At 38.6% G+C, this 16,760-nt stretch carries 12 protein-coding genes; 7 read left to right on the forward strand and 5 right to left on the reverse strand.

The window, feature by feature from the left end; translation table 11 throughout:
- The first annotated feature begins 1 nt into the window (after position 1).
- Complete coding sequence (gene carB, locus AAZR93_RS18910; protein ID WP_434720737.1) at positions 2–3,223, forward strand: carbamoyl-phosphate synthase large subunit; 3,222 nt, start codon at positions 2–4, stop codon at positions 3,221–3,223.
- Between the two features lie 98 nt (positions 3,224–3,321).
- Here carB and AAZR93_RS18915 read toward each other — a convergent pair whose 3' ends face one another.
- Entirely contained in the window at positions 3,322–3,993 is a 672-nt protein-coding gene (locus AAZR93_RS18915) for a DedA family protein (RefSeq protein ID WP_294108336.1), read from the reverse strand.
- Between the two features lie 184 nt (positions 3,994–4,177).
- Positions 4,178–5,362: a cystathionine beta-lyase gene (gene metC, locus AAZR93_RS18920; protein ID WP_434720738.1), complete on the reverse strand. Its 1,185-nt coding sequence runs from the start codon at positions 5,360–5,362 to the stop codon at positions 4,178–4,180.
- Positions 5,363–5,915: 553 nt separating this feature from the next.
- Here metC and exbB point away from each other — a divergent pair.
- The 4 genes from exbB (at position 5,916) to yedF (ending at position 10,502) form a co-directional block, all read left to right on the forward strand.
- Positions 5,916–6,872: a tonB-system energizer ExbB gene (gene exbB, locus AAZR93_RS18925; RefSeq protein WP_434720739.1), complete on the forward strand. Its 957-nt coding sequence runs from the start codon at positions 5,916–5,918 to the stop codon at positions 6,870–6,872.
- A 5-nt stretch (positions 6,873–6,877) separates the two neighbouring features.
- Entirely contained in the window at positions 6,878–7,303 is a 426-nt protein-coding gene (gene exbD, locus AAZR93_RS18930; protein ID WP_294108344.1) for a TonB system transport protein ExbD, read from the forward strand.
- A gap of 1,748 nt (positions 7,304–9,051) precedes the next feature.
- The gene (yedE, locus tag AAZR93_RS18935; RefSeq protein ID WP_434720778.1) at positions 9,052–10,266 is read left to right on the forward strand and encodes a selenium metabolism membrane protein YedE/FdhT; all 1,215 of its coding nucleotides are present in this window, start codon (positions 9,052–9,054) and stop codon (positions 10,264–10,266) included.
- On the forward strand, positions 10,263–10,502 hold the full coding sequence (gene yedF, locus AAZR93_RS18940) for a sulfurtransferase-like selenium metabolism protein YedF (protein WP_294108346.1): 240 nt from the start codon (positions 10,263–10,265) through the stop codon (positions 10,500–10,502). Before yedE ends, yedF begins: the two co-directional genes overlap by 4 nt.
- Positions 10,503–10,570: 68 nt before the next feature.
- Here yedF and AAZR93_RS18945 read toward each other — a convergent pair whose 3' ends face one another.
- Together AAZR93_RS18945 and rdgC are read right to left on the reverse strand one after the other, a co-directional pair.
- Entirely contained in the window at positions 10,571–11,083 is a 513-nt protein-coding gene (locus AAZR93_RS18945) for a GNAT family N-acetyltransferase (RefSeq protein WP_434720740.1), read from the reverse strand.
- A gap of 340 nt (positions 11,084–11,423) precedes the next feature.
- Positions 11,424–12,329, reverse strand: a complete 906-nt coding sequence (rdgC, locus tag AAZR93_RS18950) for a recombination-associated protein RdgC (protein ID WP_294108351.1) — start codon at positions 12,327–12,329, stop codon at positions 11,424–11,426.
- A gap of 211 nt (positions 12,330–12,540) precedes the next feature.
- Here rdgC and mak point away from each other — a divergent pair, with 211 nt between their 5' ends.
- Both mak and AAZR93_RS18960 read left to right on the forward strand, forming a co-directional pair.
- Positions 12,541–13,446: a fructokinase gene (gene mak / locus AAZR93_RS18955; protein WP_434720741.1), complete on the forward strand. Its 906-nt coding sequence runs from the start codon at positions 12,541–12,543 to the stop codon at positions 13,444–13,446.
- Positions 13,447–14,222: 776 nt separating this feature from the next.
- Complete coding sequence (locus AAZR93_RS18960) at positions 14,223–16,175, forward strand: bifunctional 2',3'-cyclic-nucleotide 2'-phosphodiesterase/3'-nucleotidase (protein ID WP_294349985.1); 1,953 nt, start codon at positions 14,223–14,225, stop codon at positions 16,173–16,175.
- A 207-nt stretch (positions 16,176–16,382) separates the two neighbouring features.
- On the opposite strand, the gene AAZR93_RS18965 is transcribed toward AAZR93_RS18960, so the two are convergent.
- Complete coding sequence (locus AAZR93_RS18965) at positions 16,383–16,682, reverse strand: hypothetical protein (protein WP_294108356.1); 300 nt, start codon at positions 16,680–16,682, stop codon at positions 16,383–16,385.
- Positions 16,683–16,760: the final 78 nt, after the last annotated feature.

Raw genomic sequence — 16,760 nt, forward strand, 5'->3', positions numbered from 1 at the left:
AGTGGGAAAACGTACAGATATAAAAAGCATTCTGATTTTAGGTGCAGGCCCAATTGTTATCGGCCAAGCATGTGAATTCGACTATTCAGGAGCCCAAGCGTGTAAAGCACTACGCGAAGAAGGTTATCGAGTTATCTTAGTTAACTCAAATCCTGCGACAATCATGACTGATCCTGAAATGGCTGATGCGACTTATATCGAGCCAATCCATTGGGAAGTGGTACGTAAAATCATTGAAAAAGAACGTCCAGATGCGGTTTTACCCACAATGGGCGGACAAACTGCACTCAATTGTGCTCTTGAGCTTGAGCGTAAAGGTGTGCTTGCTGAGTTTGGCGTAACGATGATTGGCGCCACCGCAGATGCGATTGATAAAGCAGAAGATCGCCAGCGCTTTGATAAAGCGATGAAAAAAATTGGTCTGGGAACGGCACGTTCGGGCTTTGCTCATAATATGGAAGAAGCTTACGCCGTCGCTGATGATGTTGGATTTCCTTGTATCATTCGACCTTCGTTTACAATGGGCGGCACAGGTGGTGGTATCGCTTATAACCGTGAAGAGTTTGAAGAAATTTGTACTCGTGGTCTTGATCTCTCACCAACTAATGAATTGCTAATTGATGAATCATTAATTGGTTGGAAAGAATACGAAATGGAAGTTGTCCGTGATAAAAACGACAACTGCATTATTGTCTGCTCGATTGAAAACTTTGATGCCATGGGGATCCATACCGGTGACTCAATTACCGTTGCCCCCGCTCAAACACTAACAGACAAAGAATACCAAATCATGCGTGATGCCTCGATGGCAGTGTTACGCGAAATTGGTGTAGAAACAGGTGGCTCTAACGTTCAATTCTCAGTTAACCCAAAAGATGGGCGCTTAATTGTGATTGAGATGAATCCACGTGTATCCCGCTCATCTGCTTTAGCTTCTAAAGCCACAGGCTTCCCAATTGCGAAAATTGCCGCAAAATTGGCAGTAGGTTACACCCTTGATGAACTAATGAATGATATTACAGGTGGTCGTACGCCTGCATCATTTGAGCCTTCAATTGACTATGTTGTGACCAAAATCCCACGGTTTAATTTTGAGAAATTTGCGGGTACAAATGACCGTTTAACGACGCAGATGAAATCAGTCGGTGAAGTTATGGCGATTGGCCGTACATTCCAGGAATCAATGCAAAAAGCATTACGTGGACTAGAAGTTGGCGCAACAGGTTTTGATCCGAAAGTCAGCTTAGATGACCCAGAAGCATTAACACGTATCCGTCGTGAGCTAAAAGAAGCTGGCGCTGAGCGTATTTGGTATGTGGCTGATGCATTCCGTGCAGGCTTATCTGTCGATGGTATTTTCAATTTAACAAATATAGACCGCTGGTTCTTAGTTCAAATTGAAGAGCTTGTTCGCCTTGAAGAGCAAGTGGCAGAAGAAGGTATTAACGGGCTGACAAAAGAGTTTTTACGTGGTTTGAAGCGCAAAGGTTTCGCTGATGAACGTCTGGCTAAATTAGTCGGTGTTTCTGAGGCAGAATTGCGTAAACTTCGTCAAAGTTATGACTTGCATCCAGTTTATAAGCGAGTTGATACCTGTGCTGCGGAATTTTCTACTGATACCGCTTACATGTATTCAACTTATGAAGAAGAGTGCGAATCTAACCCAAACAATGATAAACCTAAAATAATGGTGCTTGGTGGTGGTCCAAACCGTATTGGTCAAGGGATTGAATTTGATTACTGCTGTGTTCACGCTTCGCTTGCATTACGTGAAGATGGTTATGAAACCATCATGGTTAACTGTAACCCTGAAACGGTTTCAACAGACTACGACACTTCAGACCGTCTCTATTTCGAATCAGTAACCCTTGAAGATGTATTAGAAATAGTACGTATTGAGCAGCCAAAAGGGGTAATCGTGCAATATGGTGGACAAACGCCACTGAAATTAGCACGTGCACTCGAAGCGGCCGGTGTACCAATTATTGGTACGAGCCCTGATGCGATAGACCGCGCAGAAGACCGTGAACGTTTCCAGCAAGCCGTAAATCGCTTAAATCTGAAACAACCACAAAATGCAACGGTTGCGACTATCGAACAAGCGGTTGAAAAAGCCGTTGGAATAGGCTATCCACTAGTCGTTCGCCCTTCTTATGTTCTTGGCGGTCGTGCAATGGAAATTGTGTACGATGAGATTGATTTACGTCGTTATTTCCAAAATGCGGTGAGTGTATCGAATGATGCACCAGTCTTACTTGACCGTTTCTTAGATGATGCGGTTGAAGTTGACGTCGACGCAATTTGTGACGGTGAAATGGTGCTTATCGGCGGTATTATGGAGCATATTGAGCAAGCAGGGGTCCACTCTGGCGACTCAGCATGTTCATTACCCGCTTACACATTGAGTCAAGAAATTCAGGATGTAATGCGTGAACAAGTGCGTAATCTTGCATTTGAGTTACGTGTTCGTGGGCTGATGAATGTTCAATTTGCAGTCAAAAATAACGAAGTATATCTGATTGAAGTTAACCCTCGTGCAGCTAGAACGGTGCCATTTGTGTCTAAAGCAACAGGAGTACCTTTAGCCAAAGTAGCAGCGCGTGTCATGGTCGGCCAAACATTGGCACAGCAAGGTGTCACTAAAGAAATTATTCCACCTTACTATTCAGTCAAAGAAGTGGTGTTACCATTCAATAAATTCCAAGGTGTAGACCCAATTCTTGGTCCTGAAATGCGCTCGACCGGTGAAGTGATGGGGGTGGGGCGTACTTTTGCAGAAGCATTTGCTAAAGCGATGTTAGGTAGCAGTTCTACGATGAAAAAATCGGGTCGCGCACTGCTATCAGTACGTGAAGGCGATAAAACTCGCGTGGTTGATTTAGCGGCTAAATTGCTGAAACATGGCTTTGAATTAGATGCGACGCATGGAACGGCGATTGTGCTGGGTGAGGCTGGTATTAACCCGCGCTTAGTTAACAAAGTTCATGAAGGTCGTCCGCATATTCAAGACAGGATCAAAAATGGTGAGTACGATTACATTGTTAACACCACCGCAGGTCGTCAAGCTATTGAAGATTCTAAATTGATCCGCCGTAGCGCGCTGCAATATAAAGTGCATTATGACACCACGTTAAATGGTGGTTTTGCGACAACGATGTCTTTAAGTGCAGACCCAACCGAAAAAGTGATTTCCGTACAAGAGATGCACGCATTAATTAAATAATTACTGTGATGCTGATGATAGCCTCAGTTGTTGAAAAACAACTGAGGTTTTTTTATGTACGATCGGGATATAAAAAATAGTAGACAGCTAATTTTTGATTAGCTTTCTTTTTTATTGAGTGCTTTGCGATGTTTCCAGTACATGACTATCGAACCAATTAACCCTGCGAGTAGCAACACGACGGGGATAATCATTAATGCACTAATAACGATTTGTTCATGTTGTTTTACAAATGGAATTTGATTTAAGGCATAGCCTAGCGTGACAATAATACCGACCCACAATAAACCACTTAACCAATTGAATAATTGGAAACGGCGGTGACTTAAGTCGGAAAGGCCCGCAAGTACAGGTAATAGTGTACGAACAAAAGCTAAAAATCGCCCAATAAGTAGTGCGTAAAGCCCTTGTTTATTAAACATATTATTTGCTTTCGCATGATATTCTTCCGGTATTTGAGATAACCAGCGCTTGACCGTTTTAGTGTCACTTAGCCATCTTCCCTGTAGAAAACCAAGCCAGCAGCCAAGGCTTGCCGCCGTTGCTAGCAATAAAACAGTGGGGATAAAGTGTAGAACACCTTTTGCAATTAATGCGCCAGAAAGAATAAGTAGAGTATCACCGGGAAGAAAAGCGGCAGGAAGAACGCCATTTTCTAAAACAATGACAACAAAGAGTACGGTATAAATAACCCAAAGGACTTCAGGGTTGGATAGTTTAAGGAAATCGTGGTGCCAAAGTGCCTGTACGATTTCGCGTAGGACTTCCATAATTGTTCCTGTTTTTACATAAAAGCCAATTCTTAAACTATCTTACAGGAAAAAAATATCGTGGGTTTGATTTGTTTGGGTTATTAGGTTATTTGAAGATAAATATGTTATTGGATATTACACACTATCATTGATGAATTGTTGTCAACAATAGTGTGAATAAACGCATTGATAGTTTTAATGGTTAGAGTCGTTCAAATGCCAATTGTAAATCATCAATCAAGTCTTGTGGATGTTCAAGGCCAACGTGAATACGGAAAAATGTACCGTCATTGGGTTTGAAATCATATTGACGCATACTCAATAAATCTTCTTTTTGATAACCTAAAATAAGCGATTCATAGCCTCCCCATGAATAACCCATTTTAAAATGGGTGAAATTATCTAAAAATGCACTGAATTGTTCTGTTGATAAACGATCTTTTAGTTGAAAAGAAAAGAGCCCATTACAGCCAGCAAAATCACGGGCAAAGAATTCGTGCCCTGGTGAAGTTGGCAATGCGGGGTGAAAAACTTGTTCAACTTCGGAGTGCTTAGCAAGCCAATTAGCAACGATTAAACTATTCGTTTCATGTTGTTTTAAGCGAGTGGCTAATGTGTGGAGTCCTCTTCCTGCCATATAAACCGTATCAGGATCAGCGGTTTGACCTAAAAGGTAAGAGTTTTCACGCAATGCTTCGAGGCAACGTTCATTTGCGACCGCGACCCCTAACATGCCATCGGAGTGGCCATTAATATATTTAGTCGCAGACTGAATAGAAATATCGACACCTAATAATAACGGTTTAAGTAATACACCCGCAGCCCAAGTATTATCAATCATAATAATGATTTCAGGCGATTTATCACGAATGGCCTTAACAATAGCGGGAATGTCATGAACTTCCATGGTGATAGAACCTGGCGATTCCAAAAAGACAATGCGAGTATTAGGGCGAATAAGACTGGTGATGTTAGCGCCAATTAAAGGATCAAAGTAGGTTGTTTCAATATTGAGTTTTGTGAGCATTTTGTCACAAAAATTTTGTGTAGGATCGTATGCAGAACCCGTCACTAAGATGTGATCGCCCGTTGAGACAAATGATAATATGGCATTAGTAATTGCTGCTGCACCAGAAGGATAAAGCGCACTCCCCGCACCACACTCCAGCTCAGCCATTGCTTCTTGGAAAGCAAAATGTGTTTGGGTACCACGGCGACCATAAAAAAGTACCCCATCAGCACGATGGCGAGTCGCATGTCGTTTTTCTTCTAGAGAGCTAAAAATAACAGAAGAGGTTCTTTGGATAATAGGATTAACCCCTTTTTGAGTATATTTAGGGTTTCTACCCAGATTAACTAATTGCGTTTCAGGTCTAATTTTTGCCATGTAATATACCTTCCTTTATCCTAAATTGTTTTAGAGGTGGCTATTTAATATATTGAAGTTAAATGATTTGCTTAGATGAGTGCAAGGGTTATGTCGCAACTTGATTATTCTTCATACTTATACTCTTCATACTTCAACCTGTAGGGTTGTTGGCAGCGCTCAGCTACTCGGGTCACATACTTGTGTATGCTCCTCAAGGTGTGCCTACCTACAGATTGAATTACTTAGAATAAATATATAATCAGGTGGTATGTAATATAAAATGTTTAAAGAATGATTAGTTTTGTCTATTTTGAATGTGTTAGGTAATAACTCAAATAACCTCATCATCGGCGAGGGCTTATTGGTTGGAAAACAAAAAATAGTAAAAAAATCGCGAATACTAATGATAATTACTATCAATTCGCGCTATGTTTGATATCATCTGCTCGTCTTTTTAAAAGAGATATAGAGTGAGAATCAAATTTCGCTTTTAAAGGTTAGTCGATGAATGGCACAATCATCGATATGAATTTTTTTATACAACACTAAAGAAGAGAGTAAAGGCCAACTGATGCGTAAACTAACAGCTTCTATTCTATTGGCGATTGGCTTGATGGGAACGGCAGTCGCTGAAACTGCCCCAGCAACAGCACCTGCTGCAGCTCAGAATACACCGTCAACATCGCCTTCTAATAATTCGGCTACACCCACTTCCACACCAACAACTTCACCAAATGCTGAGATTGCACCTGCACCTTCAATAGCACCTAATTCAGGTGCGGTAGAGAGCAATACTGTTGTTAGTGAAAGTATTGAAATTGCGACAGAAAATCAACTTGGTGGGTTTGATAAAGACTTATCAGTTTGGGGTATGTACCAAAACGCAGATAACGTTGTTAAAACAGTGATGATTGGTTTAGTTATCGCATCTGTGATTACTTGGGCTCTGTTCTTCTCTAAAGGTATTGAAATTTTAATTGCTCGTCGCCGTTTGAAAGACGAGACTAAAGCTATCGCACAAGTTAAATCACTCGATGAAGCAGTGAGTATTGCCGATGGTTTTAAAGCGAATAGTATTACTCGTATGCTATTAAACGAAGCCGTATCTGAAAGAACACTTTCAGTAAATAGTACTGATTTATCAGGTACTAAAGAGCGTACAGCATTTAGACTTGAAAGAGCTGTAGCGGCAATTAGCCGTTATATGGGGCGCGGTAATGGTTATTTAGCAACAATAGGTGCAATCTCTCCATTTGTGGGGTTATTTGGTACTGTCTGGGGGATCATGAATAGCTTTATTGGGATTGCTCATTCACAGACAACTAACCTTGCTGTTGTTGCTCCGGGTATTGCCGAGGCTTTATTGGCAACTGCAATTGGACTTATCGCTGCTATTCCTGCGGTTGTTATTTACAATATTTTTGCCCGAATGATTAATAACTACCGTGGTCAAGTTGGTGATACCGCTGCACAAGCCGCATTATTACTTGGTCGCGATCTCGATCTGGCCAATAGCAAAGCAAGGTAACGATTATGGCAATGCGTTTAGGTGACGAGCAAGATGACAGTGGTGAAATGCATGAAATCAACGTAACACCTTTTATTGATGTTATGTTAGTTTTGCTGATTATCTTTATGGTTGCAGCGCCTTTGGCGACGGTCGATATTAAAGTTGATTTGCCAGCCTCGACGGCGAAACCACAACCGCGTCCAGAGAAACCTGTATTTCTGACAGTTAAAGCTGATAATCAGTTATTTATTGGTGATCAAGCGGTATCAAAAGAGCAGCTTTCTGCAATGCTAGACCAAGCAACAAATACCAATAAAGAAACAACAATCTTTTTCCAAGCGGATAAGAGCGTTGATTATGAAACAATGATGGATGTGATGAATGCATTGCGTCAATCAGGCTACCTTAAGATTGGTTTGGTTGGTATGGAAGCGGTTTCTTCTAAATAAGTCATAGCACCGTAGTCATAGTATGACAAATAGAATTATATTTTTTATTGCGCGTCTTGTTTCTAAATTTTAGTGTGTTTTTCACTTAAAATGATAGATATAAGGCGCGTTTTATTTTTAGTTAATAACAAGTTAGTTTATTCCTATTTTTTCCAATCCTGAGTTCAAATCTCATTAGGTTAGAAGAACGAAAGAGACCATTCACTAGTAAGTCTGCTATTTTTTTATTGCTTTGTTAAATATGCAATGCTTCCTTGTATTTTAATAACTTATAGTGGGCACTAAAAGATAGTTCAATATAAAAGTTATTGAATTTCTCACTCTTTATATGAGTATTTAAAGTGGTGGTATCAAGAAAAATGATTTGTATTATTAAACTTAATAATGAAAAATGAAATTTCGAGTCTATTACTAATATTAAACTGAAATCCAAGTCATTATATTTTAATGCATTTATTGTTAAATTATTAAAAATTTCTAATCCCTATCTGTTATTTCTTTGTTTTAAAATTAGCGTTATGAGAGATTTAAATTCTATCGATGCCTATATTATTGGTTTGATTGTATGGAAAGTGATAATGAAAAATAAACCATTTAATAAGTAAGGGTATGTGTTAGCGCGATAATTTATAAGTATTAATACTTGGTCAAATAAAATAAATCATCTGTATAGATAGTCTAAAAATGTTTGATTTTTATAAGGATAAAATAAATTTAATATTATTCTTTATGAAAAAACAGAAAGAAGATGCGGTATTAACTAAGTAAAAATCCATTTAAAGGGTAAGTTTAATTTATGCTTATTAATATAATTTTGAAAACAAAGGAAGCAGGTGACATTATTTTCAAGCTCTACTTAACATAAATTATTTTAATTAAAAAATTAATTTATTACTCAATATAATTTTTTTAGTTAAAATTATATTAATGACTATAATTATTTTAAATAAATGATTTATTCGATTGCTTAGTTTGTATTATATTGATTTTTAAGTATTTTTGTTTTGTTTTTGGTGGTTTTTGGTGATTTTAAAAAACACTTGCGCAACATAATTGTTGCGTTATAATGCAATCAATAACATTTAGAAACACTTTTTAATACTTGCTAATATTGAAATGTTTATTTTTGAAATTTACTTATGCTAGGGAATGAATAAAGTCTTAATGTAATTTAAATGAGACTTTATATTAAAATAGATAATTTTGCTCAATTTATGTGTCGAGCTGTATTTCAAATAAAGCATAGTACTTATTAAGTTAAATGTTATTACTGGGGTCAATGGGCTGACTTCAGACTACGCATAGCAAGCAATGCCGTAAAACGGCAGTTTCATATTATACTCCTCTATAAATAAAATAAGACTACATTTCCAGCGTTATCTAAAAGATAACGCTTTTTTTTGCAAAAAAATCGTGATTAACGATATTTTCTATTACCATTATATTTTTGTAATTTATTCTCTTTTTATAATCGAGATCAATATCATTGAAGGCGATTTTCTCATTAGTTATGTTAGTTTGAACTCAAAATACTAACAGTATGTGAGTAAAAATGAATGAAGTGATTGGCAATCTTTGATGTACATCCAATTGAGCAATATTTTTAAACACTTTGTGATATTTATTCTTCACGAAATTACTAATCGGAGTATGATGTGCACCTCTTCGCTGTGGGGGTGTTATGTAACACATTTATACAACAGCGAAATTCTTTGCCAGGTTCTGGTATGAATGAATTGGAAGTTACAATGACTTGGTTTGAGTTCAAATCTCGCTATCTCATCGCTTTTTGGAAACCCCTTCCTGCTGTTATTGCCGCAGGTATTTTGTCTACTTATTATTTTGGACTTACTGGCACTTTCTGGGCTGTTACGGGTGAATTCACACGTTGGGGTGGACACGTTCTTCAACTATTCGGTGCTGAGCCACAAAACTGGGGCTATTTTAAAGTTATTGGTTTTGAAGGAAGCCCGCTAGATCGAATTGATGGTGTGATGATCATCGGTATGTTTGCAGGATGTATTGCGGCAGCACTATGGGCGAATAACGTTAAATTGCGTATGCCTCAACATCGAATTAGGATTTTTCAGGCGATTATTGGTGGAATTATTGCAGGCTTTGGTGCACGCCTAGCAATGGGGTGTAATTTAGCGGCATTTTTTACTGGGATCCCTCAGTTTTCTTTGCATGCGTGGTATTTTGCAGTGGCTACTGCGGCAGGTTCTTATTTTGGTGCAAAATTTACATTAATGCCCATGTTTAGAATTCCCGTTAAGCTGCAAAAAGTTAGCGCAGCGTCACCTTTGACGCAAAGACAGGATGTTGCTAAAAGACGTTTCAGATTAGGCATGATTGTTTTCACTTTATCAATGGCGTGGGGTCTTTATACTTTATTCGACGCGCCTGTAATGGGCTTTGCGATATTATGTGGAATTGGTTTCGGTCTATTGATTGAACGCGCTCAAATTTGTTTTACTTCCGCTTTCCGTGATTTATGGATCACCGGACGTACGCATATGGCAAAAGCCATTATTATCGGCATGGCGGTTAGTGCCATTGGTATTTTTAGCTACGTACAATTAGGTGCGACGCCAAAAATACTTTGGGCAGGTCCGAATGCGGTTATTGGTGGATTGCTGTTTGGGTTTGGTATCGTGCTGGCTGGGGGGTGTGAAACTGGCTGGATGTATCGTGCTGTTGAAGGTCAAGTTCATTACTGGTGGGTCGGTTTTGGTAATATCATTGGCGCAACAATCCTGGCTTATTATTGGGATGATTTGGCGCCTTGGTTGGCAACAGACTTTGATAAGGTCAATTTACTTGAAACATTTGGTCCCGAAGGCGGTTTAATCGTGACTTACTTATTATTAGCCATCGCTTTCGCCTTGATGTTGTTGTGGGAAAAACACTTTTTCCGTAAGCGTGCTCAAAAATCGGTTAGCACATCAGTGGAGGCATTATGAATAAGAAAGATATAGTTCCAGATTATCGCTTGGATATGGTTGGTGAACCTTGTCCTTATCCTGCCGTGGCAACACTTGAAGCGATGCCATCGCTTAAGTCTGGGGAAATATTGGAGGTGGTGAGTGATTGCCCACAATCAATTAATAATATTCCGCTAGATGCTAAAAACTATGGTTATACCGTGCTGGATATTCAACAAGATGGGCCAACAATTCGCTATTTAATTCAAAAATAGTGATTGTGAGTCAAAATGGCGAGTATTAATGCTCGCCATTTTAATTTTGTATTTATTAAACTTTCGGTTTATTTATCGCTTTTCCAACTAACAATATCGAGTACCAGTTCACATTCATCATCAACATAGTTGCCTGTTGGTATGAATCCTAATTTTTTATAAAATTCAAATGGGCTTTCTTCGCCTTCTCCGCAGCTATTATACAGACGTGGATACCCTTTATTTTTCAAATAACTGATCACTTGAATTAACGCTTCACGGCCAAAACCGAGTTTTTGATAAGGCTCTGCAATCATAAAGCGCCAGAGCATGATGCCGTTATATTCGAGCTCATCGTCATCTAAACCTGAATGCAGCATAATGAATCCAACGGGCGTATCATCGGCGTATATACCGCGGTACCAAGCACAATTTGAAAATTGGGCTTCAACCATTGAATAGGCATTATCAGCTACCATGTTGCGTTGTGCTTCACTTAGTGTATGACTTAACAGGCAAATTTCAGAAAAATTGTCTGCTGTTACTTTTTGCAGTGTGACAAGGGAATTTTCATCCACCTCAGGCTCAATGAGTTCTTTCATAACATTTCCTTCGATTGAATATTGACCACAACTCCAATGATGGAGAAATTTATTTATTATTTTTTTGGATAAAAACATTGCGATGAAGTTGCTATATGTAGACAACATAATTCGAAACGATATAGGCAACAGCTCTATATTTAGTATCATGATGAATATAGCGATAATTCAATCAACCAGAGATTGCACTGCCAGTCAATGACTTCCTTATGGCTATGCAGGTTGTGTCTAAAAAGTAATGGCAACTTACGTTTAAGGTAAGTTGCCATTGTGAGATGAGTTCGATGGGCGAAAATGGAGCGATAAATAATTGGTACCACAAAAGTCTGGTACGATAAAACTAGTGCTCGGCTTCGCCACCAAGGGCATCGATTAAGCGAGCAATCAGCGCACTCAATTCACCAGTCATTAAGATATAATCAGCATCAAATTTTTGCGCATAATCTTCTTTGCCAATATCGTCATTTTGTTCTTTTAAGGTATCGCTGAATTTTAATCTTTTTAGAGAACCATCTTCAGATAGCATAAATTGAATTCTTTCTTCCCAATCTATGGCTAATTTAGTGACGAGTTTACCCGCTTCAATATGGGTCGCAATTTCATCTGAAATGAGATCTTGTTTCTTACAGCGGATAATACCGCCTTCTTCTAAGATAGCCTTTAACTCTGCCTCATCCATAACGGCAAAACCTTGAGGTAAAGATCCAGAACGGATCCACTCAGTGAGTGTGAGCTCAATAGGATCTTTAAAAGTTAGAGGAACAACGGGTAATGAACCTAAGCTTTTACGTAATAAAGCTAGGTTATCTTCAGCTCGTTTGGCACTTGCGGCATCGACAATAATTAATTGATTGACGGTATCAATCCAAATGTAAGTTTTACTAAATTTACTGAAAGCACGAGGCAGTAAGGTATGGACGACTTCATCTTTTAAGGCGTCTTTCTCTGTTTTTTTCAGTTTACGGCCTTGGTCTGCTTCAATTTTTTCAATTTTATCTTGTAATTCTTGCTTAATGACAGGAGATGGCAGCATTTTCATTTCTTTTTTTGCACAAATAAGAATTTGATTACCTGCTGCATGAGTCAGTGCATCTGCACCGCGCATAGGGGATACCCAACCTGTTTTCATCATATCTTGACTGCCACATGGCTGATAGGCGAGCGGGGCAAGCTGTCTTTCCAAATCATCTGCAGAGAGCGCCAAATCACGATTTAGGCGATAGACCAATATATTCTTGAACCACATGAAAAACCTACCTTTGTTGAAAAATTGCCAGTTATAGCCGGGAGCTATGATAGCGAATTGTCAGTTATTAAGCGAAAAAAAATGTCATTTAGCAATTATCTTTCTTTTTAGTTAATTTTATCAATCGTCTCTCAATTTTACTTTCTGCATATTGATATCAATAATGTATATAGGCAATGATATGTGAAATTGATAATAAGAGAGAGTCACAATGAGAATCGGTATTGATTTAGGCGGCACAAAAATAGAGGTGATTGCATTAGATGATGCGGGTGACTCCTTGTTTAGAAAGCGTATACCGACCCCGCGGGGGGATTATTTAGCCACATTGAATGCAATTGTAGGCTTGGTTAATGAGGCTGAAGCAGCAACCGGTATGACAGGTACTGTAGGTGTTGGAATTCCAGGGACACTTTCTCCTGTGACGGGGAAAGTGAAAAATGCCAATTCAACATGGTTAAATGGGCAATACTTTGATGCAGATTTGTCTAAGTTGCTTGAACGTCCAGTAAAGGTGGCAAACGATGCTAATTGCCTTGCTGTTTCTGAAGCGGTCGATGGTGCAGGCGCAGGCGCTAAAGTTGTTTTTGCCGTCATTATTGGAACCGGTTGCGGCGCAGGAATTGCTATCAATGGGCAAGTTCATTCAGGTGGAAATGGAGTTGCCGGTGAATGGGGACACAATCCTCTACCTTGGCAGGATGATAAAGACAGATTATTTCTCGATGATGAGATTTGCTACTGCGGCCTAACAGGTTGTACAGAGTTATTTGTTTCAGGTACAGGCTTCATCGCTGATTATAAAAAGCTTTCAGGGGAACAAAAAACAGGTTTGGAAATTGTTAAGTTAGCGCAAGAAGGCAATAAACAAGCCGCCATAGCAATGGAGCACTACCAAACACGTTTAGCAAAAGCACTGGCTCAAGCGATTAATATGCTGGACCCCGACGTCATCGTGTTAGGCGGGGGAATGAGCAATGTCGATAGTTTGTATGATGCGCTGCCAGAAAAAATTCGCAATTGGGTGTTTGGTCGAGAGTGTGATACGCCAATTCGAAAAGCGGTGCATGGAGATTCGAGCGGGGTGCGCGGCGCCGCATGGTTATACTCGTCATAATTACAAACTGTAGGGGTGTTGGTTATACTCGTCATAATTACAAACTGTAGGGGTGTTGGCTGCACTCAGCTACTCGGGTCACATACTTGTGTATGCTCCCCGAGATGTCCTCGCTTGCCGCCTACCTACAATTTGAATTATTTAGAGTATAAAATTTCAGGTAAAGAACTTTAGATAAAAATTTAAGTGAAGAACTTTAGGCGAAAACTACAAACTGTAGGGGTGTTGGCTGCGCTCAGCTACAATTTGAATTATTTAGAGTATAAAATTTCAGGTAAAAAACTTTAGACAAAAATTCAAGTGAAGAGTCTGAGGTGATGAGTTTTTAGCAAATATTCAAATGAAGGACTTTAGGTTAAATTAAATAAAAATTTCTGATATAGCTTATTTGCCACAAATTTAATTTTTCTGACTCTATTTTTAATGATACTTATTGCCGTATTGCTGCAATAAGTGATGTAAATCACACCCCTTTATTTCAGCACTAAAATTGAGTCGGTTATTGTTCATATAACTTCAATAATTTTGGCTTTATAACTCAACATTAATTCATTTTTGTGACCGATATTAAAGTCGGGGTCTATAAAAAGACTAAAACCGTGATTTAGTCACATTTAATGGTTACTGTTTGCAGTGTAATATCATTAAAAATTGAAGTAATGCACATTGTAGACAATTGTAGTCCTAATTTCGTTGTTTATTTAACCAATGGGCTAGAACTGAATATAACGATTCGAGAGGCAACTTTGTCTCGTTAAGGGCAGCTAAGGGGATTCATAGTGAATAAAGTATTGAAATTATCATCGCTTGCTTTGCTAGTCGCATTTAATGCGAATGCAGCAACTGTTGATTTACGTGTTATGGAAACATCAGATGTTCACAGTAATCTGATTGATTTTGATTATTATAAAGATAAGCCAACAGAGCAGTTTGGCTTGGTACGTACAGCGACTTTGATTAAAGCCGCTAAAAAAGAAGCGACTAATGCCGTTTTAGTCGACAATGGTGACTTGATCCAAGGTAGCCCGCTTGCTGATTACATGGCAGGCAAAGGCTTGAAAAAAGGGGAGTCACATCCTGCGCATAGTTTGATGAACACCATGGGTTATACCGTGGGTAACTTTGGTAATCATGAATTTAACTTTGGTTTAGAATACCTGCAAAAAGCTATTGCAGGTGCACAATTCCCATATATTAATGCCAATATTATAGATGCGAAAACAGGTAAAAACTATTTCAATCCTTATATCATTGTTGATACCCCAGTTAAGGATCGTGATGGTAAAACGCATAATCTAAAAATTGGTTATATCGGCTTTGTGCCACCACAAATTCTAATTTGGGATAAGCCAAATCTAGAAGGAAAAGTGGTTGTTAATGATATTACTGAAACAGCTAAAAAATTCGTTCCTCAAATGAAAAAAGAGGGAGCAGATATTATTGTTGCTATCCCTCACTCAGGCTTTTCACAAGAGCCATACAAAGCAATGGCCGAAAACTCGGTTTATTATCTCAGTGAAGTACCGGGTATTAATGCCATCATGTTTGGCCACTCACATGGGGTTTTCCCAAGTAAAGAGTTTGCAGACATCAAAGGCGTTGATCTCACTAAAGGAACCGTTAATGGCGTTCCAGCAGTAATGCCGGGTCAGTGGGGCGATCACTTAGGTGTGGTTGATCTTGTAGTCAACAATGACAAAGGTAACTGGGAAGTTGTTGATGCAGCGGCACATGCGCGCCCTGTCTATGATAAAGCCAATAAAAAGGCACTCGTAGAGCGTGATGAAAGCCTGGTTAAAATTATCAATGAACAACACGAAGGTACTCGTGACTTCGTCGGTAAGTTAATTGGTAAAGCATCTGAAAATATGTACAGTTATTTGGCCTTGGTTCAAAGCGATCCAACCGTTCAAATTGTTAATGATGCACAGATTGATTACACCAAAACCTTTATTCAAGGCGATCCAGATCTTGCAGATTTGCCGGTATTAGCTGCGGCAGCACCGTTTAAAGCGGGCGGTCGTAAAAATGCACCATCTGAATTTATCGAAGTTGAAAAGGGTGATCTAACCTTCCGTAATGCTGCGGATCTTTACCTCTATCCAAATACTTTAGTTGTTGTAAAAGCAACAGGTGCAGATGTGGTTGAGTGGTTAGAATGCTCGGCAGGTATGTTTAATCAAATTGACCCACAATCAACAGCACCACAAAGTTTGATTAACTGGGGCGGTTTCAGAACATATAATTTTGATACAATTAGTGGTGTTAATTATCAAATTGATTTAACGCAACCTGCTAAATACGATGTTGATTGCCAAACTGTAAATAAAGATGCGAATAGAATCAAAAATGTCACTTACCAAGGCAAGCCAATTGATCCGAAAGCAACATTCCTAGTCGCTACCAACAACTATCGTGGATACGGCGGTAAATTTGCAGGAACAGGCGATAACAACATTGCGTTTGCTTCTCCAGATGAAAACCGTTCAATCTTAGCGGCTTATATTGCGAAAGTTTCTAAAGAGAAAGGTGAAATAACGTCTAAGGCTGATAATAATTGGTCATTCACACCAATTAAAACGGATAAGAAGTTAGATGTTCGTTTTGAAACTTCACCAAGCGATAAAGCAGCTGAATTCATTAAAGAACATGCTCAATATCCTATGAAGCAAGTGGGTACTGATGAAATCGGTTTTGCAATTTATCAAGTAGACTTAACTGAGAAGTAATTATCTTAGTTGAGATATAATGGCCTACCAAGGATTGGTAGGCTTTTTCATATGCAGTATATTGAAAAAGCGGTTAAGGTTATTTACCTTAATTACGGTTGTTAATTTGCGAATAAGTTAAATTTAGATTATTAATAAAATTCAGGATACTTAGAACTGATAATAAATTAAGTATCCTGAATTATGATTATTTCGAATTTCATTAATTTATTCATAAATTACATTCAACATAGGTAATTTTCTTGTTCTATCATATTCAACTTTTACATAGTCAGACTCTATTTTTTTCCCATCTTTCAATGAGCCAGTCGTCGATATGTTTTTACCATTTCTAAAGCACTGAACATTTATTTGACTTTTATTGGTTAAATTTATTTCACATTGAGGCTCATATACATAGCCTGAAAACGAGATTGTTCCTCCTGTAGAATTAGAAGTTGCATAACTAAAAGAACTGCTTGAAATGAGTATTGCTACAATGGTTGTAAATAAAGATAAACGTTTCATAGTCCACCTCGATAATAGCACTAACTAACATTTAACTGTGCAATTTTGCTCTTATATTTAGTGTAGTTCAAATATTGA

This window comes from Providencia sp. Je.9.19 (assembly GCF_051129765.1).
Lineage (GTDB): Bacteria > Pseudomonadota > Gammaproteobacteria > Enterobacterales > Enterobacteriaceae > Providencia.